This is a genomic window from Enterobacter sp. PL_is511 (assembly GCF_055816065.1).
Genome location: NZ_JBVPGP010000024.1, coordinates 153,980 through 173,898, shown reverse-complemented (window position 1 = coordinate 173,898; position 19,919 = coordinate 153,980). Strand labels below are relative to the sequence as shown.

Below are 19,919 nucleotides of genomic sequence, written 5' to 3'. Positions count from 1 at the left end.
GCCGTTAAGACATGCCTAATTTCTTTATCGATCGCCCCATATTTGCGTGGGTGATCGCCATTATCATCATGCTGGCCGGGGGACTTGCGATCCTGAAGCTGCCTGTCGCGCAATATCCAACGATTGCGCCACCGGCGGTGACCATCTCCGCAACCTACCCTGGGGCTGATGCGAAAACGGTGCAGGACACCGTCACTCAGGTTATCGAACAGAACATGAACGGTATCGATAACCTGATGTACATGTCCTCAAACAGTGACTCTACCGGTACAGTTCAGATCACCCTGACCTTCCAGTCAGGTACGGATGCTGACATTGCGCAGGTTCAGGTACAGAACAAACTGCAGCTGGCGATGCCTTTGCTGCCGCAGGAAGTACAACAGCAGGGTGTGAGCGTCGAGAAATCGTCCAGCAGCTTCCTGATGGTTGTCGGCGTTATCAACACCAACGGCACCATGACGCAGGAGGATATTTCCGACTACGTGGGTGCCAATATGAAGGACGCCATCAGCCGTACTTCCGGTGTGGGTGACGTTCAGCTGTTCGGTTCTCAGTACGCAATGCGTATCTGGATGGATCCGAACAAACTGAACAACTTCCAGCTGACCCCCGTTGACGTGATCAACGCCATTAAAGCGCAGAACGCCCAGGTGGCAGCCGGTCAGCTAGGCGGTACGCCGCCGGTGAAAGGCCAGCAGCTTAACGCCTCGATCATCGCGCAGACCCGTCTGACCTCTGCCGATGAGTTCAGCAAAATTCTGCTGAAAGTGAATCAGGACGGTTCCCAGGTTCGCCTGCGCGACGTGGCAAAAGTGGAGCTGGGCGGTGAGAACTACGACATCATCGCGAAGTTTAACGGTAAACCGGCTTCCGGTCTGGGTATCAAACTGGCGACAGGTGCTAACGCCCTGGACACCGCCACGGCGATCCGCGCAGAACTGAAGAAAATGGAACCGTTCTTCCCGTCAGGTCTGAAAATCGTTTACCCGTACGACACCACGCCGTTCGTCAAAATTTCGATTCACGAAGTGGTTAAAACGCTGGTAGAAGCGATCATCCTGGTGTTCCTGGTGATGTACCTGTTCCTGCAAAACTTCCGCGCGACGCTTATCCCAACGATTGCCGTGCCGGTTGTTCTGCTCGGGACCTTTGCGATCCTGTCGATATGTGGCTACTCGATAAACACCCTGACGATGTTCGGGATGGTGCTCGCCATCGGCCTGCTGGTGGATGACGCCATCGTGGTGGTAGAGAACGTCGAGCGCGTGATGGCGGAAGAAGGTCTTCCGCCGAAGGAAGCGACCCGTAAATCAATGGGCCAGATCCAGGGCGCGCTGGTCGGTATCGCGATGGTGCTGTCAGCGGTATTTATCCCGATGGCCTTCTTCGGGGGCTCTACCGGTGCGATTTACCGTCAGTTCTCGATTACCATCGTTTCCGCGATGGCGCTGTCGGTGCTGGTCGCGTTGATCCTGACGCCTGCGCTGTGTGCCACCATGCTGAAGCCAATTCAGAAAGGCGGTCACGGCGAGCATAAAGGGTTCTTCGGCTGGTTTAACCGCATGTTTGACAAGAGCACGCACCACTACACCGACAGCGTGGGCAACATCCTGCGCAGCACCGGTCGTTACCTGCTGCTCTATATCATCATCGTGGTGGGGATGGCGTTCCTGTTCGTTCGTCTGCCAAGCTCGTTCCTGCCGGATGAAGACCAGGGTGTGTTCCTGACAATGGCACAGCTTCCTGCGGGTGCGTCGCAAGAGCGTACCCAGAAAGTGCTGGATGAAGTGACAGACTACTACCTCACCAAAGAGAAAGACAACGTTGAATCCGTGTTTGCGGTTAACGGCTTTGGCTTTGCGGGTCGTGGTCAGAACACAGGTATTGCCTTCGTTTCTCTGAAAGACTGGTCTGAACGTCCGGGCGAAAAGAACAAGGTTGAAGCCATCACCGGCCGTGCAATGGGCACCTTCTCGCAGATTAAAGATGCGATGGTCTTCGCCTTTAACCTGCCAGCGATTGTTGAACTGGGTACCGCGACCGGCTTCGACTTCCAGCTGATTGACCAGGGCGGTCTGGGTCACGAAAAACTGACGCAGGCACGTAACCAGCTGTTTGGCGAAGTGGCTAAGCACCCTGACCTGCTGGTCGGCGTGCGTCCAAACGGCCTGGAAGATACGCCGCAGTATAAAATCGACATCGACCAGGAGAAAGCCCAGGCGCTGGGCGTATCCATCAGTGACATTAATACCACGCTGGGCGCCGCCTGGGGCGGTAGCTACGTTAACGACTTCATCGACCGTGGCCGCGTGAAGAAAGTGTACGTGATGTCAGAGGCGCAATACCGTATGTTGCCAAACGATATCAACAGCTGGTTCGTGCGCGGCAGCAATGGTCAGATGGTACCGTTCTCGGCGTTCTCAACGTCACGCTGGGAATACGGTTCGCCGCGTCTGGAACGCTATAACGGTCTGCCATCGATGGAAATCCTGGGTCAGGCCGCGCCGGGCCGAAGCACCGGTGAAGCCATGAATCTGATGGAAGAGCTGGCGAGTAAACTGCCTTCGGGTATCGGCTACGACTGGACAGGTATGTCCTATCAGGAACGTCTGTCCGGAAACCAGGCCCCTGCCCTGTATGCGATTTCACTGATCGTCGTCTTCCTGTGTCTGGCAGCGCTGTACGAGAGCTGGTCAATTCCGTTCTCCGTTATGCTGGTGGTACCGCTTGGGGTTATCGGTGCGCTGCTTGCGGCAACGTTCCGCGGACTGACCAACGACGTGTACTTCCAGGTAGGCCTGCTGACAACCATTGGCTTGTCGGCGAAGAACGCGATACTTATCGTTGAATTCGCCAAAGATCTGATGGAGAAAGAAGGTAAAGGCCTTATTGAGGCGACGCTTGAGGCTGTTCGTATGCGTCTGCGCCCAATCCTGATGACATCACTGGCGTTTATCCTCGGCGTACTGCCGCTGGTTATCAGTTCCGGTGCTGGCTCCGGTGCGCAGAACGCGGTTGGTACAGGCGTTATGGGTGGTATGGTTACCGCAACCGTACTCGCTATCTTCTTCGTACCGGTGTTCTTCGTGGTGGTTCGCCGCCGCTTCAGCCGGAAGAATGAGGATATTGAACACACGCATTCGGTAGAACCTCACTGATACCGGTTTCACATGATAAAAAGGCCGCGTTAGCGGCCTTTTTCATTTTCAGAAAAAATCATAAATTACGCTTATTGTGGTTCTATTTATTTTCTGCCATCTTAAATAGACATATCATAATTAACTGATAACTTAATCGGTGAATTCAGGATTTTTTTAATTTCATTTCTCCGCTTAAGTTATTAGGAATATTCCTAATAAGAAGTTCTTACAAAGATAAGTCTGAATCTGAACTTTTCTCATCATTTTGCTAAGCCGATGAAACGTAAGGAAGCGATAAAGCACCCTCGTTAATTTGGATAAAAAAGTTGAGTCCGGGATGACCATTTGCGTACTTGCTCGCATGTCTGCGGTTTTATTTGTAATTTTTCGTAATCGCGCGATGAAATCCAGGAAGGAGTGGCTTATAGTTAGGTTATCAGGAACACAGCACTCATGTAGCTAAGTCAGTTGTATCCATCCCGACAATGATGTTCGGTGAGTAAGAAATCACTCAGAAGGGGATGCGCTATGGACGAGTACTCGCCAAAAAGGCATGATATCGCGCAGTTGAAATTTCTCTGCGAATCCTTGTACCATGACTGCCTTGCCAACCTTGATGAAAGCAACCATGGCTGGGTAAACGACCCAACGTCTGCTATCAATTTACAGTTGAATGAGCTGATAGAGCATATCGCAACCTTCGCACTTAATTATAAAATTAAGTACAATGAAGATAATAAGCTCATTGAGCAAATTGATGAATACCTGGACGACACCTTTATGTTGTTCAGCAGTTACGGCATTAACGCCCAGGATTTGCAAAAATGGCGTAAATCGGGGAACCGGCTATTCCGCTGTTTCGTCAACGTGAGCAGAGCTAACCCGGTTAGTCTTTCCTGTTAAAATTATTACAATTACTAAGGTGAATTTATGTCTGATAAACCACTCACAAAAGTCGATTATTTGATGCGCTTACGACGTTGTCAGTCAATTGACACGCTTGAGCGCGTCATTGAAAAGAATAAATACGAGCTTTCGGATAATGAGCTGGCGGTATTTTATTCAGCCGCTGACCATCGTCTTGCCGAGCTGACAATGAATAAGCTGTATGACAAAATCCCTACTTCTGTGTGGAAATTTGTCCGTTAATCTTTGAAGGGTGTCTGTAGAGTTCTACGCCTCGTTCTCAGTATTTACCTATCCCGTTATGCTCCCTGTGCCAAGGCCAGGTCTCCGTGTAAAACGTGTTTATCAGCAGCAATGTTGTGACGCCAGTCACATCGGCTTTTCGGGAACGTTCCCCTCCTGGCCTGTTCCGATTACCCTGCGGTAATCACATCCAGCGAGGTTTCCAATGAGCTTAGAAAAACAGAAGATGATTGCCGGTGAACATTATCGTCCCGGCGATGAGACGTTACGGGCCGACCGACTGCGAGCCCGCCATCTGGTCTACCGCTATAACCACACCGCACCTGATGAAAAAACAGAACGCCAGAACATTCTGGCGGAACTTCTGGGACAAAGCGAAGGCGCTTATATAGAACCAAGCTTCCGCTGCGACTATGGATATAACATTTATCTGGGCAAAAACTTTTACGCTAACTTCGACTGTGTAATGCTGGATGTCTGCCCTGTTCATATTGGCGATAACTGCATGCTCGCGCCGGGTGTTCATATTTATACGGCAACCCACCCGCTGGATGCGGAGGAACGCAATAGCGGCGTGGAGTTTGGAAAACCTGTCAGCATTGGCAATAACGTCTGGATTGGTGGCCGGGCGGTCATTAACCCTGGCGTCACCATTGGTGATAATGTCGTGGTGGCCTCCGGCGCCGTCGTGACGAAAGACGTCCCGGCTAACGTCGTCGTTGGCGGCAACCCGGCCAAAATCATTAAAACGCTGTGAGGTTACGGGGAGCCAACTGTTATGGTCTTTTAGCGCCAGACTGTTACTTTTTTCAGCCTGATGGCTCCCCTAAAATTGGCAGACACCCTGTATTGTCAACTCTCATGAAGGCAAAAAATGACCGAGATACAGCGCCTGCTTACCGCCACCATCGACGATCTTAACCTCCGCGAAAAGCGCGACAATCGCCCACGCTTTAGCATTAGCTTTATTCGCAAACATCCTGGACTGTTTGTCGCCATGTATGCCGCCTGGCTGGCGACGCTTATTGTAATGCTGACATCCGAAACGCTGGTGGACTCCGTCTGGCTGCTGGTTGTACTGTTTGTCGTCTTTAACGCCTTTTTCTTTTTCGACGTGAATCCGCGCTACCGTTACGAAGATATCGACGTGCTCGATTTCCGGGTCTGCTACAACGGCGAATGGTACAACACGCGTTTCGTGCCAGCGGAACTGATCGAAAACATCCTGCATTCTCCGGCGGTTGAAGCCGGGCAAAAAGAAAAGCTGCAGAAAATGGTCTCCACCAAAGGACAGCTCTCTTTCTATGATGTCTTTAGCCTTTCGCGCCCTGCTGCTGCGTAATGAGCGCCTGCAGACGTCGGATCCCCGGGGCAAACTGAGAAGCAGAGGTATTGCCGTAACCTAAAACCAGACCGGTTTGCCCCTGCTTCGCCTCCAGGTAGTACCCGCTCAGTGCAGCGGGGGCCAGTTGAAACGCCCTCGCCTGCTCCACCAGTTTCTGGTCATCAATATTGTCTATCGCCAGCGTCAGATGCATCCCGCCTTCACCGGCCAGAATACGGTGCGGCGCATGAAGCTCTGCGCCCAGCACCTCCCGCAGCTGGCGATAGCGTTTACGGTAGAGCCGACGCATGGCGGCAAGATGGCGAGCGTAATGACCGTCCTCAATGAACAGCGCCAGCGTGCGCTGTTCGGCACGGTGCCCACCGCGCAACAGCGAGCCGATGGCCGGACGAGCCGCTTTCGCCAGCGCTGGCGGTAACACCATAAATCCCATCCGGAGCGACGGAAACAGCGTTTTACTGAACGTCCCCAGATACACAACGGGCGCATTGTTGACCATTCCCAGCATCGCCGGTACGGGCTCACCGGCATAACGGAACTCGCTGTCGTAATCATCTTCAATGATCCACGCGTTGTGCTGCCGGGCCAGTTCCAGCAGCGCCAGCCGCCGCCGCGCGCTGAGCACGCTACCGTAAGGGAACTGGTGCGAAGGTGAGGTAAAAATCAGTGAGGGTGCAGGCGCATCCAGCCCTTCCCAGCACATTCCCTCGTCATCAACCGGTATTCCCGTCATTGCCAGGCCTGTTTTAACAAACGCGCTTTTTGCCCCGCTATAGCCGGGGTTTTCTACCCAGGCGATATCCCCCGGCTCGCTCAACAGCATCGTGCACAGGTTGACGCCTTCAAGTGCACCTTCGGTTATCACAATCTGGCTGGCGTCGCAGTCAATGCCGCGGGACAGGGCGAGATGCCGGGCAATCGCGGCCCGGAGCGACGGCTCGCCGGCCGGGTCGCCATACCCTAGCAGAGTATTTCCCTCCTCCCGCATCACGCGATCGTACAGTCGCCGCCACAGCGGCAGAGGGAAATAGTTGATGGCCGGCGTGCCTGGGGTAAACGCCAGAACAGGCGTGTCCCGGGGCACTGGCGCAGGCAGCAGCCCGACCCGTTTTGCGAGCGTGATGGCAGGGTCCGGCATTGTCCGGGTGACGGAACGGTGAGCTAACTGTGCCACCCGCGTTCCCTGGCGATTACGCTGCAAATACCCTTCGAGAGTGAGCTGGTCCAGCGCCGCATTGACGGTATTCCGGGAAAGGGAGAGCTGCTGAGCAAGCGTTCGCGAACCGGAAAGCTGGCTGCCGGATCGTAGCCTTCCGCACAGTATGGCCTCCCGCAGAGCAAGGTAGAGAGCGCGCTGGAGCGTCTCTTCTCCGCGTGTTTTCAGGGCTGCGTGGAGCAAGGTATAAAATTCATCACCCGGTATATTCATCTCGCCTCCTCGTGGCACCATCAAAACATAGCGCAGTGGTTCTTTTTAAGGAACCAGCAATTCACTAGTCTGAAGCTCTTTTCAACGTCACGGAAATTAAGATGAAGACATTCAATCAGTTCGGACAGCCGGTGGGCGAAGCGCTTACCGACTGGCAACCCCGTCAGCACCCGTCCCGGGTGGTCCTTCAGGGTCACTATTGTCGGCTTGAGCCGCTGCGCGTGGAGCATGCCCAGGCGCTGTTCTCCGCCTATTCCCTGGCCGAAGATACCCGCAGCTGGACGTGGCTACTGCGTGAACCCGATGCCACCGCAGAGGAGTTTGCCGAATGGGTGGCGAGCGTAAGTGAGTTATCCGATCCCATCCACTTTACCGTGATGGATAACCGGACTCAGTCCCCCGTTGGAACGCTGTCCCTGATGCGGATCGATCCTAAAAACGGGGTCGTGGAAGTGGGGCACGTTCACTTCTCTCCCCTGTTAAGCCGCACGCCCATGTCGACAGAGGCGCAATATCTGCTGATGCGGTATGTGTTCGATACCCTGGGCTACCGGCGTTATGAGTGGAAGTGCAATAGCCTGAACGAACCTTCTCGCAAAGCCGCCCTGCGCCTGGGTTTTCAGTTTGAGGGGCGCTTTCGCCAGGCGCTGGTGATAAAAGGCCACAACCGGGATACCGACTGGTTTTCGATTCTCGATAAAGAGTGGCCGACGCTGGCGAACGCCTTTGAACGCTGGCTTGCCACCGACAATTTTACTGCCGATGGCAAACAGAAAAGATCCCTGGAAAGCTGGCGAGAAACGCGCGTCTAGCGTCTTTTTTTACGTCCCTGAACCGCCTTAAAGCGCGGATTGGATTTGCAAATCACGTACAAGCGTCCCTTGCGTTTGACTATCTGGCAATCCGGGTGACGCTGCTTTGCACTGCGTAATGAGTTAAGTACCTGCATGGTTAGCCCCGCTTCGCATTGAGAAAGCCGCCAAAACGCTTGCGGAAGCGCGCTGCGCTACCGTCCGTGGAGAACGTTTTCTGCTTACCGGTATAAAACGGGTGCGATTTTGAAGAAACCTCGATGGTGATATACGGATATGTTTCACCGTCGAGTTCAATTTCGCGGTCGGTCTTAATGGTTGAGCCAACCTTGAAGTATTCATTCGCGCTGGTGTCGTGGAAGACCACGGTGCGATAGGCTGGATGGATATTGGGTTTCATCGTCAATCCTTTATGTTTTGTTATAACATAACAAAATAATATCCAGGACAGGTTCTAAAAACAACCCCTTCCTTCTGACGATATTTTCTGGTTTACCTGAGATAAAATGAAAACCAGGCCATCCACGTGCTATAACTATATCATTTCGCGGTAAAATCTTTCTCTTCAGGCAGGGAACTCAGTGCTCAGGAACGGGTATACGAGGAAGGACACGACAGCATGAAAACCCGACATCTGGTCAGTCTGGTGACTGGCGTACTTATCTTTTCCGTGCTGGTCCCCATTTGCCTGAGCATCTGGCTGGCCCATCGCCAGGCGGAAGATAAATTTGTCGATGCGCTGGAAAACTATGCCTCACGCGTGCTGATACGCACCGACAAGGTCGTGGATCAGGCGAAAGAAGCGCTTAATCATCTGCAGGCCTTTGAGGGCGTGCCGTGCAGCCCGTTGCAGTTAAGGGAGATGCGACGGGTCGCTTTTTCGTGGCGATACGTTCAGGAAGTGATTTATATCGACAACCTCAGGCCGCTCTGCTCCTCTCTTGAGCAAACCAGCCATGCGGCCCCTTTCCCCCCGCCGATGCGCATTACCGAAGACGGTTACAGCGCATGGCTGACCACGCAAAACGATCTTGGGTTTCATCGCTACATGGCCGTGCTGGGGCAAGGTCATTACCTTGTCCTGGTCGATCCGGCCTCACTGGTGGATGTCATCCCTTTCGGCGAGATAGCGATTGATGCAGCCCTTGTAGGAAGCACAACACACCGTATCTTCGCCAGCAGCAATACACTCGATCCGCATATCCGTGACATGATCAAAGGTCAGGAGATGACCAGCATACAGTACGACGGTTCAATGTACGTTATGAAGCCTGTACCTGAACTGGGATTTACCGTTGTCGCATGGGCTACGCTCAAACCGCTGGCGGAAACCTGGCACCGGCAGCTGCTTTTATGGCTCCCCTTCGGCGTCCTGATAAGCCTGCTTGCCGCGCTCTTTGTCCTGCGGATACTGCGTCGCATTCAGTCGCCGCGCAACCGCCTGCTTGACGCCATTAACAGCCGCGATTTTGTGGTTCACTATCAGCCCATCGTGGCGCTGTGTAGCGGAAAAATTGTCGGCGCAGAAGCGCTGACGCGCTGGCCGCAGCCGGACGGAAGCAGCCTCTCGCCTGATATTTTTATTCCCCTTGCTGAGCAAACCGGGCTTATCTCTCAGCTGACGCAGCTCGTTATCGAAAAAGTGTTCGAGGATATGGGCAACTGGCTGCACCTTCACCCCGATCAGCATATCTCCATCAACCTCGCCCCTGCCGATTTAACCTCCGGCACGCTGCCACCGCTGATGAGTCACTTGCTGAACAAATGGAAGGTCCACCCGAGCCAAATCGCCCTTGAGGTCACCGAGCGCGGCTTTGCCGATCCCAAAATCAGCGCGCCGGCTATCGCCGCATTCCGTCGTTCGGGGCACCCTGTCTATATAGATGATTTTGGTACGGGCTATTCCAGCCTGAGCTATCTGCAGGATCTGGATGTCGACACGCTAAAAATTGATAAATCGTTCGTGGATGCGCTGGAGTACAAAAACGTGACGCCGCACATTATTGAAATGGCGAAGTCGCTGCAGCTGGCGATGGTTGCGGAAGGCGTCGAGACCGCCGGGCAGCTCGCCTGGCTGCACCAGCACGGCGTGCAGTACGGACAGGGCTGGTACTACAGCAAAGCGCTGCCGAAAATGGAATTTATCCTTTGGGCAGAGAATAACCTCGGCACGCACGCTACTTAAGATAGGATTTGATCACCTGCAGCACCACGCCAAGATCGGCTTCACGCTGCGCTTCTTCAGGTTCTTTCACCACATGATCGGTTAAATGCCCTTCGATCACCTGCATCATCATGCCGTTGACCGCCCCGCGGATCGCCGCCAGCTGCTGTAACACCTCGGCGCATTCGTGATCGCTGTTCAGCATTTTCTCCAGGGCGTTGCTCTGCCCCTGAATTTTCTTCAGCCGAGTCAGTAACATTTTCTTGTCGCGAACGGTATGTGACATCTCTCTATCCCTTATTTTTGGCTTTTAAAGCATAACACGCTCTACTCCCCCTGAGTATTTTTCTACTGGGGGGTAGTATTAGACTACTGGGGGGGAGTAGTATTTGCAGACATTTTCCACGCCGGAATCCCCCATGACCGATTTTGCTTCACTCCTGCAGCAGGGTAATGCCTGGCTGTTTGTTCCCAGCGCTATCCTGCTTGGCGCGCTGCATGGCCTGGAACCGGGCCACTCAAAGACCATGATGGCCGCTTTTATCGTGGCCATCCGCGGCACGCTGAAACAGGCGGTACTGCTAGGCCTGGCGGCCACGCTCTCCCATACGGCGGTGGTTTGGCTCGTTGCTATGGCGGGATTATGGTTTGGTCGGGGCTGGGATGCGCATACGTCCGAACCCTGGTTCCAGCTGATCTCCGGGGTGTTGATCGTTGCGATCGCCCTGTGGATGGCGTGGCGAACCTGGAAAGAGAGCCAGCCACACGATCATCACCATCACCATCACGATCATCACCACCATGACCATCATCATGATCATCACCACCACGAACACCCGCTGGTTGAAGAGGAGTGGCAGGATGCCCACCAGCGCGCGCACGCGCAGGATATTAACCGCCGCTTCAGCGGTCAAAACGTCACCACCGGACAGATCGTCATGTTCGGCCTGACCGGCGGGCTTATCCCCTGCCCGGCCTCCATCACCGTTTTGCTGATCTGCCTGCAGCTGAAGCATTTTGCCCTCGGCGCAACGCTGGTATTCAGCTTCAGTATTGGTCTGGCGCTAACGCTGGTCGCTTCCGGCGCGATTGCCGCCTTAAGCCTCAAACATGCGACAAAACGCTGGCCCGGATTTAGCGAATTTTCCCGTAAAGCGCCGTGGATCTCCGCAGCGCTGATTACCGCGGTAGGGATTTATATGAGCCTGCACGGTCTGAGCGGCATTCTGAGGTAAGCGTGCGGCCACGCCCTGTGGCCGCCTCTCCTGGTCAGTTAAGGATTTTGCTGCCAGCTAAAGGTGTAGCGAAGCTGGCGTTTCTGCAGAATGAATTCCGGTGAAACGCTGGGGCTCCAGGAATCGTCGCCGCCCACGCCCATATGGAACGCATCGAGGTTGAGCCAGCACCCCGGCTCTTCCCGCAGCAAATGGTGATGGGTTGTCTCCCGCAGCTGCTGCTGGCTGTAGCGGCTCACCGAGAAATGGAACCTGCCATTCAGCTGATGCGTTCCCAGCACAAGTTCACGGGTATCGCAGCGCAAACCATTTTCCGTCGGGAAGATATACGGCGTGTGCATCTCCGCCAGGGGTAATGTCCAGCGTCCCTGCTGTGCCGCCAGCGTTCTGTCCGGGTAGTTTTCATGCGGCCCCAGCCCCAGCCAGGACACGTTTTCCGGCGTTTCGGCGAGATGAACGCTCAGGCCAATCCGTGCGGGTTCCGGGATATCGGACGCCATATCGACCTGAATATCGCCATGCAGAAAGCCCCGATCGTCCACCCGCCAGACTTTACGGCTCAGGAACAGCGTTTTGCCATGATACTCCCCGACGTGAAGGGTGTTGACCACGACTTCGCCCGCATGCTGCTCTGCCTCACAGCGCAAAACGCGTAAAGTGAGATCGTACATGCCCGCCGCTTTCCAGCGTTCAACCCAGGCATTCGGATCGATCTGCGTCGCTTCACTCACGCCAATGTCGTTGTCCAGCGGCGCACGGCTGACGTTATCCGTCAGAGGTGAAAGCAGCGTTTCAACGCCATTTCGCCACCAGTGGGTCAGGTTTCCGGATGCGCGATCGAACTGCCAGCGCTGTTGACCATGCGCGATCTCCAGGATGCGATCGCTTTGCGTTAACACCGGCGGCTCGCCCGCCGGGACTGACGGAGCAATAAAGAGTGGAGCGGGAAGCGGCCACTGATCCCACGCGCAGCGGTGGTCTGCCGGTGACCACGGCGTTGCCCGCGGCTGGCGTACTACAACATTCAGCCAGACTTCCCCCGGCTCGGCTTTCAATTCTGGCAGAGCGATCTCCAGACGCTGAGCGCCTCCAGGGGCTATCGCCAGCGTCACCTCGCCCGCAGCCAGCACCTCCCCGTCCCGGGCAACAGTCCAGCTCAGCACTTCGTTATCGGTGTGGCGGAACAGGTAGCCGCTTTGCACCTCAATCACCAGCGGAGAGGTGCTAACCCGCGTAAAGGTGAAGAACTGCTGGGCGCGCTGCGCCTCGTACAGCGCCGGGTGCGGCGTGCGATCGGGGAACACCAGCCCGTTAAGACAGAACTGTCGATCGTTCGGCTTATCGCCAAAATCCCCGCCGTATGCCCAGAACGTATTGCCCTCTTCATCTTGCTTCGTCAGAGCCTGATCGACCCAGTCCCAGACAAATCCCCCCTGCAGGCGAGGGTGGCTGCGAAACGCCTGCCAGTATTTCGCGAACCCGCCGAAGCTGTTCCCCATCGCGTGGGCGTATTCGCAGAGGATCAGCGGGCGTGTTTCATCCGGCATGCCGATCCATTTCTTGATTGACCATTTAGGCACTGCCGGGAAGGGCTGATCCTGATCGACCCGGGCATACATCGGACAGACAATATCAGTCGCCGCCGTGTTCGCGCCGCCACCTTCATACTGCACCGGACGCGTCGGATCCGTGGATTTCACCCAGCGGTACAGCGCGTCGTGGTTTGCACCGTGCCCGGACTCATTGCCCAGCGACCAGATGATAATTGAGGGATGATTACGATCGCGCTGCACCATACGGGTCACGCGCTCGCTCATGGCGGGCAGCCAGCGCGGATCGTCAGCAAGGCGGCTCATCGGCACCATGCCGTGGGTTTCGATATTGGCTTCGTCAACAACGTACAGCCCGTAGCGGTCGCAAAGCCGGTACCACAGCGGATGGTTCGGGTAGTGCGAGCAGCGCACGGCGTTGAAGTTGTGCTGCTTCATGATCTCGATATCGCGACGCATCGTCGCTTCGTCCATCACCTGGCCGTTTTCCGGATGATGCTCGTGCCGGTTAACCCCGCGGATCAGCAGCGGTTTACCGTTGAGCTTCAGCAGGCCGTTGCTGATTTCAACGCGGCGGAAGCCGACATCGCAGGCTTCCGTCTCCAGCACGTTGCCCTGCGCATCCAAAAGTGCGATCGTCAGGCGATAAAGCTCCGGGGTTTCCGCACTCCATAACGCGGGGGCTGTAACCGGGATCGCCGCCGTTAACCGCTCGGCCCAGTTGCCGCGTTCATCCACAATGGCAGAGCCTGACCGTTGGGTAGTGCTGCCACAGCGTTCACCGTTGCGCCACAGCGTTATCGCCACGTCGCACTCCGCGTAGTCAGCGCCTGTCAGCGAGACCTCGACTTTCAGCGTCGCGCGGTCCAGCTCCGCATTCAGATCGGTAACCACATGATAATCCGCAATGTGCGTCTCCGGCTTATGCAGCAAGGAGACATCGCGAAAAATGCCGCTCATGCGCCACATGTCCTGATCTTCCAGATAGCTGCCGTCGCACCAGCGCAAGACCATGACCGCCAGGCGGTTCTGCCCTGGGCGTAATGCCGCCGAGAGGTCAAATTCGGCGGGCAATCGACTGTCCTGGGAATAGCCTATCCACTGCCCATTGCACCACAGATGGAACGCCGAGTTCACGCCATCAAAAATAATTCGGGTTTGCCCGCTCTGCAGCCAGGCGTCATCCACATCGAATGTGAGCGAGTAACAACCGGTCGGGTTTTCCTGCGGCACAAAAGGCGGGTTGACGGGGATCGGGTAGGTGACATTGGTATAGATGGGCGTGTCGAACCCCTGCATCTGCCAGTTAGACGGCACGGGCATCGCAATGGCATCCGCGCAATCTTCTGTTACCCATGCCTGAGGAACCTGCTCCGGCGCTGAAAAGTAGCTAAACCGCCAGATCCCGTTGAGGGAGCGCCTGCTGAGGGAACCAGCGTCATCTCTGGCAGAAGATTCATTACGCCAGCTGTGCAACGGCGCGTGTGCGGCCAGACGGTTCCACTGGGTAACGCCGGGGTTTTCCCAGTCCCGACGGGCCAGGATGTCGCTGAGGGTCAGCGAAGATGTATGAGACATATCAACCTCTTTGCGAAGCGCTCACAATTTTGATTAACATGCCCTGGCACTCTGCGACGGTAAAGCGCCCAATCGCAGGGTAGCGAGTCCGATCACAAAGTTTTATTTGCGGGCAAGCTGCTCGGCCAGGAGTGCCAGACTTCTGAGCTGCTGCGCCAGATCCTCGCGTTCGGCCTGCTGCGTCGCGCGGCGCGCGGTGGAATGACGGGTAACCAGCGTTACCGGCAGCTGAACCTGCCAGCACGTCTCGCCTTCGGTGGGGGCCAGCAGCCACTCCACGCTGCGCTCACCCGCCTCGCGAAATGCCTGGCGAATGGTCGTCAGCGGCGGGGAAAACCAGGCGCTGTCAGCCGTATCGTCGAACCCGACCACCGACATCTGACCTGGAATCGCGATCCCCTTTTCAGCACAGGCGCGCATCACTCCGAGCGCCATTTGATCGTTAGCTACCAGAATGGCATCCGGCAATGCGCTACCCGACAGCAGCACATGTCCTTTCTCATAACCGCTGGCCGCGCTCCAGTCTCCATAAGCCACCGCAGCGGCGTCATGCCCCGCGCGGGCCAGAGCCGCTTTCCATCCCGCCAGGCGCGCCCGTGCAGAGACCGAGCTCTCCGGTCCGCTCAGCAGTGCAATGCGCTGATGTCCCAGAGAAAGCAGATGCTCAACGCCCAGATGCGCCCCCTGCTCTGCGTCAAACACGAGGCTGTGTACCTGCGCTGAGGGGGATACATCGAGGAACAGCACCGGAACAGGCGACGCCAGCGCCCTGAGCGCCTCGGCGTCAGGATCGTCGAGTGGCACATTCACCAGCAGCGCGTCCACCCGCTGCGCCAGCAGCGCCTGAAGCGCGGCCTGACACTGCTGCGGCTGCTCCACCATGGAGATAAGGACACTCGCCCCCTGTTCCGCCGCGCGGGATTTTACCGCCGACACAATTTGCGAGGGCGCATGCAGGGCCAGATCGGTGGTGATGAGTCCCAGCGTGCGGGTGCGTTTACCCGCCAGCTGCTGTGCCCGCAGGTTAGGAACGTAGTGCAGCTCCGCCATCGCCTGCTGCACCTTTTCCCGCGTGCGGGCAGACACATGTTCCGCGTCGTTAATGACGCGAGAGACGGTCTGATAAGAAACCCCCGCAAGGAGGGCGACATCATAGAGAGTGATCGCTTTCATGCATTGTGGCATCGCGTGAGTCGTGGCCCATTATTGTGGCACAGCGACGCCGTTAAAACATGTGAGCGCTTCGCAAAATTAGACAACCCGCTCCGGCTGGGGTATTTCCTCAATGCGCGGCTTCTGGCGGAACCAGGGCAGACAGAGCTGAATAAGCGGGCCAATGGTCAGGGCATACAGTACGGTTCCCACCCCAAACGTGCCGCCAAGCACGCACCCAATCAGCAGGACGGACACCTCAATGGAGGTGCGCACGCTGCGAATGGACCACCCCAGACGGGCATGAATGCCGGTCATCAGACCGTCGCGTGGGCCAGGGCCAAAACCTGCGCCAATGTACATGCTGGTCGCAATCGCGTTCATTACGATACCCGACACCAGGAAAGCGATGCGAACCGGTAACGAATCCAGTTCCGGAATAAGCGCCATGCTGGCGTCCGCCGCCAGACCGATACAAATCACGTTGCTGATGGTGCCCAGGCCCGGCATCTGGCGCAGGGGGATCCACAGCAGCAGCACCGCAGCGCCGGTCACAATGATCACCGTCCCGATCGTCATCCCCAGTTGCATCCCCACCCCAAGGTGAAAAACATCCCAGGGATCGACACCCAAATCGGAACGAATAAACATTGCGGTGGAAAGGCCATACAGTCCTAAACCGACATAGAGTTGTAGCAGACGACGTACCATTTTTATCTTCTCCAGTGAACCAGGCTTTCATCCTGACCTAAAATGGCACTATGATTAATGTCCAGTTTTCAAATAGTGGACTGCATATGTCATCACGTCGCTTCGGAAGCCAGTCTCTGGTACGCCTTTTAGGCCACTGGCAGCAAGCCTCATCCCGTACCCCGCTCTGGCGACAGCTGGCCGACGCGTTGCGTCTGTTAATCCTTGATGGCCGACTGGCGCTGAATACACGGCTACCGGGCGAGCGTGAGCTGGCCTCCGCGCTGGACGTGAGCCGGACCACCATCAGCAGCGCCCTCGCCCACCTGCGAGAAGAGGGTTATCTTGAAAGCCGCCACGGCAGCGGGTCACGCGTGCTCCTACCGGATACGCGCGCCGTTCCCACCCTTTCAGCGGCAAGTGCCGCACTGGATCTCTCTACTGCAGCCCTCAATGCCGGGCCGGAGATCCATCAGGCTTATGCCCATGCGCTCACGGCCATTACGCAGCATCTCTCGCTGACGGGCTACGATCAGCTTGGGCTGCCCACGCTGCGGGAGGCCATCGCTGCGCGCTATACCGCGCGGGGTCTTCCCACCCGGGCAGACGAAGTGATGGTGGTCAATGGCGCCGTCAGCGGCTTTGCGCTGGTGCTGCGGATGATGACCGGGCCGGGGGATCGCGTCGTGGTCGATCACCCCACCTATCCGCTGGCGATTGCCGCCATTCAGGGAGCGCAGTGTCGGCCCGTGGGGGTGTCGCTACCGGAAATCGGCTGGGATACGGATGGCTTCGCGGCAACGCTTGCCCAGACGGCGCCTCGCCTGGCGTATCTGATGCCAGATTTTCATAACCCCACCGGGCGCTGTATGGATATCGCGACCCGTCGGGCCATCACGGATATTGCTGCTCAAACCCGCACGGCGCTGGTGGTGGATGAAACAATGGTGGATCTCTGGTTTGACGCGCCTCCCCCGCCACCGCTGGCCGCTTTTAACACGCAGGCCACCGTCATCACCTTAGGTTCTGCCGGAAAAAGCTTCTGGGGAGGGCTGCGTCTTGGCTGGATCCGCGCCTCCTCGCGCACGATCGCCACGCTTGCCCAGACGCGGGATACTCTGGATTTAGGCTCGCCGCTGCTGGAACAGCTGGCGATGCTGTGGCTCATTAACAACAGCGAGACGTTTCTGCCCGCGCGCCGGAAGATGCTGGCGGAACGACGCGATCGATGCGGTGAACTGTTGCGCGAACATTTCCCGGACTGGAAATTCCATGAAGCGGAAGGCGGGCTCTCTTACTGGATAGAACTCCCGGGCATGCTGGCGACACAGCTTGCCGCGCGGGCTGAGATTCTGGGGATCAATCTGGGAACCGGTACACGGTTTGGTTTATCTGGCGCATTTGACCGCTATTTACGGATGCCCTTCTCGCTCGAATCGACAGAGCTTGAACAGGCGTTGCTGAGGATCAAACCGCTATGGCTCGCCCTGAATAAAAACGTGCCATCGTTAAAACGCAGCGTGATCTAATATTAAAAATTTTGAAGCAGATCATAAAAAATAAAAACTGCTGACTGTCACGGATACAGTCAGCAGTTTTCACTAGTCAGGAGTTAATGCTGAGCAGGAATAGGAAAACCTTTCAGTGAAATAACGAAGCTTTCACCGTCTTTCTTTATTTTTGCGCCGGTATCACACCAGTCAGACGCAATACGAAAGAACTCATCACTTCCGACATTCCAGCCAAGACGTACATGCTTCACGTAGCCTGAACGCAACAGATCGCAGGCCTCTTTGTAGTCACTGGCAGTTGACAGTTGTTGTTTCATTTTCTCTTCTTCAGAAGTTTGCGTAGAGCTTTGATTTCTTTAGGAGTAAAAGGAGAAACACTCTCTTCTTCCGTGTGCTGATTATCAATATCCTCTTCCGATACTCCCGCCTCTTCTACTGCTTCGAACGCCAGCAGCAGCAGTTTCTCTGTCGTCACGCTTAAGTTCTCGTTATTCACTTCCGCATAGTGGCGAAGCCTTTCTTTTAGCGCGTCATCAATCTTAACGTTTAATACCGCTGTAGCCATGTTTGTCACTTCCCTTCGGAATAAGTACTTTATTTAATACACGAAGTTAACAATGTTATCCAGATATATATTTTTTTGAGTTATGCCAGAAAATAGACGGCCAATGATAAAATGCCCGACTATTATTACAGGTTTATGACATTAATATTTCAGCGCGATGAAATATATATTACACGATATAGGCATAATATTATTGTGGGATAGCCGTCAAAAGTGAGAGGTGAAAGCAGGAAGATTTTATGAGGGCGGAAATGGGTGGGGGCCCTGCCAGCTACATCCCGGCACACACGTCGTCTGCCCTGGCTGCTTCCTTCCGGACCTGACCTGGTGAACAGAGTAGCGTTGCGGGAGAACCAACAGAGCCCCCATTGAGAGCGTTGATAACCAACGCGCTGGCGCATTATCCCTGTGCGAAGGCCCAATTGCAAGCCGCCAGGAACCGGATGCTGGTTTCTTGCGCAAACAGGCGCAGCAATCATGAAGATCCTGGTTTACCATAGCTTTCCAGAAACTCCCCACAGGTGAAGGTATGGACGAACACGACTCCTTTCCACAGCGCGTATGGCAAATCGTGGCCTCAATCCCGGAAGGCTATGTAACCACCTATGGTGATGTCGCACGCCTGGCCGGTTCACCGCGCGCGGCGCGACAGGTTGGAGGCGTCCTGAAACGGCTGCCGGAAGGCAGTACGTTGCCCTGGCATCGGGTGGTGAATCGTCATGGCGTCATCTCACTCACCGGGCCGGATCTCCAGCGTCAGCGCCAAGCGTTACTTTCAGAGGGGGTGCAGGTGTCAGGGTCGGGTCAGATCGATTTGCAGAAATTTCGCTGGGAATATTGACCCCTCTCCCGGAGGAGAGGGGCAATGCAGACATTACATCTGAGTCGGTGGGGTTGGCAGGGACGGCTGATTGGTCTGCGGCGCGACCGGCACTTCGGTCTGCTGCACCGGCACCAGGTTCAGGTCGATTTTGGTCCCACCGTTGTTAATCGCTTCCTGGACCGTATCGGTGATAAAGACCAGCTTACCGTTGATGGTTACCGCTGCGCTCAGCAGAATACGGGCGTTAGGCTGCACGTCCGACGGGTTATACGGCAACACGAAGCTAAACGGCGCCTGCTTGCCTTCAGTACGAACGGCACGCTGAGCCACGACTTTCGACGGTGCGTCGGCCAGGGAAGCATCAGACAGCGTCACGGTTAATACCGCATCCGGCGGCAGCGCAACTCTCTGTTTAATCCAGATGGTACCGGAAACGTTAGGCTGCTGAATGGATTGCTGCGAAAGGGTATTAATCCCGTTCGGGTCTGCTGCTGGCACTGGCACCTGGGCGCTCTTACCGGCACAGGCGGACAACGCCACCGCAATAGCTACACCACTTAGCATGGGCACGAGTTTCATTGAAGTCTCCTTATCAATGCACCAGCGGGATCGATCCCATCCGATGTCGTTTCAATCACATAACGTAGTTAAGTGTGGCACAACTCACTGATTAATGCCTGAAATCATCCTGATATTCAGATTATTCTACCCATCGGACCACTTTCATTTCTGCGTTATACTCAGCCTATCTTTCGCTACGGCGTTTATTGAGGACA

The 19,919-nt window shown here is 55.7% G+C and carries 20 protein-coding genes and 1 other RNA gene; 10 read left to right on the top strand and 11 right to left on the bottom strand.

Annotated elements, in window-relative coordinates; all coding sequences use genetic code 11:
* Positions 1 to 11: 11 nt before the first annotated feature.
* From acrB to AC0TN7_RS16225, 5 genes are all read left to right on the top strand, one after another.
* The gene (gene acrB / locus AC0TN7_RS16245) at positions 12 to 3,158 is read left to right on the top strand and encodes a multidrug efflux RND transporter permease subunit AcrB (RefSeq protein WP_267217129.1); all 3,147 of its coding nucleotides are present in this window, start codon (positions 12 to 14) and stop codon (positions 3,156 to 3,158) included.
* Between the two features lie 510 nt (positions 3,159 to 3,668).
* Positions 3,669 to 4,043, top strand: a complete 375-nt coding sequence (tomB, locus tag AC0TN7_RS16240; RefSeq protein WP_008499288.1) for an Hha toxicity modulator TomB — start codon at positions 3,669 to 3,671, stop codon at positions 4,041 to 4,043.
* A gap of 27 nt (positions 4,044 to 4,070) precedes the next feature.
* On the top strand, positions 4,071 to 4,289 hold the full coding sequence (locus AC0TN7_RS16235) for an HHA domain-containing protein (RefSeq protein WP_010428174.1): 219 nt from the start codon (positions 4,071 to 4,073) through the stop codon (positions 4,287 to 4,289).
* A 205-nt stretch (positions 4,290 to 4,494) separates the two neighbouring features.
* Entirely contained in the window at positions 4,495 to 5,046 is a 552-nt protein-coding gene (gene maa, locus AC0TN7_RS16230) for a maltose O-acetyltransferase (RefSeq protein ID WP_024906845.1), read from the top strand.
* A 117-nt stretch (positions 5,047 to 5,163) separates the two neighbouring features.
* Positions 5,164 to 5,631: a YlaC family protein gene (locus AC0TN7_RS16225; RefSeq protein ID WP_024906844.1), complete on the top strand. Its 468-nt coding sequence runs from the start codon at positions 5,164 to 5,166 to the stop codon at positions 5,629 to 5,631.
* Here AC0TN7_RS16225 and pdxR read toward each other — a convergent pair.
* Complete coding sequence (gene pdxR / locus AC0TN7_RS16220; RefSeq protein WP_157188698.1) at positions 5,603 to 7,063, bottom strand: MocR-like pyridoxine biosynthesis transcription factor PdxR; 1,461 nt, start codon at positions 7,061 to 7,063, stop codon at positions 5,603 to 5,605. The two genes, AC0TN7_RS16225 and pdxR, sit on opposite strands and share 29 nt — an antisense overlap.
* A 101-nt stretch (positions 7,064 to 7,164) precedes the next feature.
* Between pdxR and AC0TN7_RS16215 the strand changes: the two genes are divergently transcribed.
* Positions 7,165 to 7,875, top strand: a complete 711-nt coding sequence (locus AC0TN7_RS16215; protein WP_248272964.1) for a GNAT family N-acetyltransferase — start codon at positions 7,165 to 7,167, stop codon at positions 7,873 to 7,875.
* Here the strand turns inward: AC0TN7_RS16215 and ykgO are convergent.
* Together ykgO and AC0TN7_RS16205 are read right to left on the bottom strand one after the other, a co-directional pair.
* Positions 7,872 to 8,012 carry a type B 50S ribosomal protein L36 gene (ykgO, locus tag AC0TN7_RS16210; protein WP_003859006.1) on the bottom strand — a complete coding sequence of 47 codons (141 nt, stop codon included), beginning with the start codon at positions 8,010 to 8,012 and terminating at the stop codon, positions 7,872 to 7,874. The two genes, AC0TN7_RS16215 and ykgO, sit on opposite strands and share 4 nt — an antisense overlap.
* Before the next feature lie 2 nt (positions 8,013 to 8,014).
* Positions 8,015 to 8,275 carry a type B 50S ribosomal protein L31 gene (locus tag AC0TN7_RS16205; RefSeq protein ID WP_006176933.1) on the bottom strand — a complete coding sequence of 87 codons (261 nt, stop codon included), beginning with the start codon at positions 8,273 to 8,275 and terminating at the stop codon, positions 8,015 to 8,017.
* Between the two features lie 219 nt (positions 8,276 to 8,494).
* Between AC0TN7_RS16205 and AC0TN7_RS16200 the strand changes: the two genes are divergently transcribed.
* Positions 8,495 to 10,060 carry an EAL domain-containing protein gene (locus AC0TN7_RS16200; protein ID WP_267217130.1) on the top strand — a complete coding sequence of 522 codons (1,566 nt, stop codon included), beginning with the start codon at positions 8,495 to 8,497 and terminating at the stop codon, positions 10,058 to 10,060.
* Here AC0TN7_RS16200 and AC0TN7_RS16195 read toward each other — a convergent pair.
* Positions 10,053 to 10,325 (bottom strand): metal/formaldehyde-sensitive transcriptional repressor, encoded by a 273-nt coding sequence (locus AC0TN7_RS16195; RefSeq protein WP_024906840.1) that lies wholly within the window; start codon positions 10,323 to 10,325, stop codon positions 10,053 to 10,055. The genes AC0TN7_RS16200 and AC0TN7_RS16195 overlap by 8 nt on opposite strands.
* A 133-nt stretch (positions 10,326 to 10,458) precedes the next feature.
* On the opposite strand from AC0TN7_RS16195, the gene AC0TN7_RS16190 reads away from it, so the two are divergent.
* Positions 10,459 to 11,274 carry a nickel/cobalt efflux protein RcnA gene (locus tag AC0TN7_RS16190; RefSeq protein ID WP_061715862.1) on the top strand — a complete coding sequence of 272 codons (816 nt, stop codon included), beginning with the start codon at positions 10,459 to 10,461 and terminating at the stop codon, positions 11,272 to 11,274.
* Between the two features lie 38 nt (positions 11,275 to 11,312).
* Here AC0TN7_RS16190 and AC0TN7_RS16185 read toward each other — a convergent pair whose 3' ends face one another.
* From AC0TN7_RS16185 to yczE, 3 genes are all read right to left on the bottom strand, one after another.
* Positions 11,313 to 14,402: a beta-galactosidase gene (locus AC0TN7_RS16185; protein ID WP_267217131.1), complete on the bottom strand. Its 3,090-nt coding sequence runs from the start codon at positions 14,400 to 14,402 to the stop codon at positions 11,313 to 11,315.
* Positions 14,403 to 14,504: 102 nt separating this feature from the next.
* Entirely contained in the window at positions 14,505 to 15,575 is a 1,071-nt protein-coding gene (locus AC0TN7_RS16180; RefSeq protein ID WP_267217132.1) for a LacI family DNA-binding transcriptional regulator, read from the bottom strand.
* A 78-nt stretch (positions 15,576 to 15,653) separates the two neighbouring features.
* Complete coding sequence (yczE, locus tag AC0TN7_RS16175; RefSeq protein ID WP_024906836.1) at positions 15,654 to 16,265, bottom strand: membrane protein YczE; 612 nt, start codon at positions 16,263 to 16,265, stop codon at positions 15,654 to 15,656.
* 86 nt (positions 16,266 to 16,351) lie between these two features.
* Between yczE and yczR the strand changes: the two genes are divergently transcribed.
* Positions 16,352 to 17,773 (top strand): MocR-like transcription factor YczR, encoded by a 1,422-nt coding sequence (gene yczR / locus AC0TN7_RS16170; RefSeq protein WP_024906835.1) that lies wholly within the window; start codon positions 16,352 to 16,354, stop codon positions 17,771 to 17,773.
* A gap of 83 nt (positions 17,774 to 17,856) precedes the next feature.
* Here yczR and AC0TN7_RS16165 read toward each other — a convergent pair whose 3' ends face one another.
* The 3 genes from AC0TN7_RS16165 to ffs all read right to left on the bottom strand — a co-directional run bounded on the left by AC0TN7_RS16165 (position 17,857) and on the right by ffs (position 18,679).
* Positions 17,857 to 18,072: a hypothetical protein gene (locus AC0TN7_RS16165; protein WP_023334722.1), complete on the bottom strand. Its 216-nt coding sequence runs from the start codon at positions 18,070 to 18,072 to the stop codon at positions 17,857 to 17,859.
* Positions 18,069 to 18,320 carry a hypothetical protein gene (locus AC0TN7_RS16160; RefSeq protein WP_023310587.1) on the bottom strand — a complete coding sequence of 84 codons (252 nt, stop codon included), beginning with the start codon at positions 18,318 to 18,320 and terminating at the stop codon, positions 18,069 to 18,071. The genes AC0TN7_RS16165 and AC0TN7_RS16160 overlap by 4 nt, the downstream gene beginning before the upstream one ends.
* Positions 18,321 to 18,582: 262 nt before the next feature.
* Positions 18,583 to 18,679, bottom strand: an RNA gene (gene ffs, locus AC0TN7_RS16155) — signal recognition particle sRNA small type.
* 170 nt (positions 18,680 to 18,849) lie between these two features.
* Here ffs and AC0TN7_RS16150 point away from each other — a divergent pair.
* Positions 18,850 to 19,161 (top strand): MGMT family protein, encoded by a 312-nt coding sequence (locus AC0TN7_RS16150; RefSeq protein ID WP_024906834.1) that lies wholly within the window; start codon positions 18,850 to 18,852, stop codon positions 19,159 to 19,161.
* 33 nt (positions 19,162 to 19,194) lie between these two features.
* Here AC0TN7_RS16150 and AC0TN7_RS16145 read toward each other — a convergent pair whose 3' ends face one another.
* The gene (locus AC0TN7_RS16145; protein WP_024906833.1) at positions 19,195 to 19,722 is read right to left on the bottom strand and encodes a YbaY family lipoprotein; all 528 of its coding nucleotides are present in this window, start codon (positions 19,720 to 19,722) and stop codon (positions 19,195 to 19,197) included.
* Between the last annotated feature and the right edge of the window lie 197 nt (positions 19,723 to 19,919).

Coding starts and splice junctions, on each gene's coding strand:
- acrB (WP_267217129.1), top strand. CDS start 12: ATGCCTAATTTCTTTATCGATCGCCCCATATTTGCGTGGGTGATCGCC.
- tomB (WP_008499288.1), top strand. CDS start 3,669: ATGGACGAGTACTCGCCAAAAAGGCATGATATCGCGCAGTTGAAATTT.
- AC0TN7_RS16235 (WP_010428174.1), top strand. CDS start 4,071: ATGTCTGATAAACCACTCACAAAAGTCGATTATTTGATGCGCTTACGA.
- maa (WP_024906845.1), top strand. CDS start 4,495: ATGAGCTTAGAAAAACAGAAGATGATTGCCGGTGAACATTATCGTCCC.
- AC0TN7_RS16225 (WP_024906844.1), top strand. CDS start 5,164: ATGACCGAGATACAGCGCCTGCTTACCGCCACCATCGACGATCTTAAC.
- pdxR (WP_157188698.1), bottom strand. CDS start 7,063: ATGAATATACCGGGTGATGAATTTTATACCTTGCTCCACGCAGCCCTG.
- AC0TN7_RS16215 (WP_248272964.1), top strand. CDS start 7,165: ATGAAGACATTCAATCAGTTCGGACAGCCGGTGGGCGAAGCGCTTACC.
- ykgO (WP_003859006.1), bottom strand. CDS start 8,012: ATGCAGGTACTTAACTCATTACGCAGTGCAAAGCAGCGTCACCCGGAT.
- AC0TN7_RS16205 (WP_006176933.1), bottom strand. CDS start 8,275: ATGAAACCCAATATCCATCCAGCCTATCGCACCGTGGTCTTCCACGAC.
- AC0TN7_RS16200 (WP_267217130.1), top strand. CDS start 8,495: ATGAAAACCCGACATCTGGTCAGTCTGGTGACTGGCGTACTTATCTTT.
- AC0TN7_RS16195 (WP_024906840.1), bottom strand. CDS start 10,325: ATGTCACATACCGTTCGCGACAAGAAAATGTTACTGACTCGGCTGAAG.
- AC0TN7_RS16190 (WP_061715862.1), top strand. CDS start 10,459: ATGACCGATTTTGCTTCACTCCTGCAGCAGGGTAATGCCTGGCTGTTT.
- AC0TN7_RS16185 (WP_267217131.1), bottom strand. CDS start 14,402: ATGTCTCATACATCTTCGCTGACCCTCAGCGACATCCTGGCCCGTCGG.
- AC0TN7_RS16180 (WP_267217132.1), bottom strand. CDS start 15,575: ATGAAAGCGATCACTCTCTATGATGTCGCCCTCCTTGCGGGGGTTTCT.
- yczE (WP_024906836.1), bottom strand. CDS start 16,265: ATGGTACGTCGTCTGCTACAACTCTATGTCGGTTTAGGACTGTATGGC.
- yczR (WP_024906835.1), top strand. CDS start 16,352: ATGTCATCACGTCGCTTCGGAAGCCAGTCTCTGGTACGCCTTTTAGGC.
- AC0TN7_RS16165 (WP_023334722.1), bottom strand. CDS start 18,072: ATGAAACAACAACTGTCAACTGCCAGTGACTACAAAGAGGCCTGCGAT.
- AC0TN7_RS16160 (WP_023310587.1), bottom strand. CDS start 18,320: ATGGCTACAGCGGTATTAAACGTTAAGATTGATGACGCGCTAAAAGAA.
- AC0TN7_RS16150 (WP_024906834.1), top strand. CDS start 18,850: ATGGACGAACACGACTCCTTTCCACAGCGCGTATGGCAAATCGTGGCC.
- AC0TN7_RS16145 (WP_024906833.1), bottom strand. CDS start 19,722: ATGAAACTCGTGCCCATGCTAAGTGGTGTAGCTATTGCGGTGGCGTTG.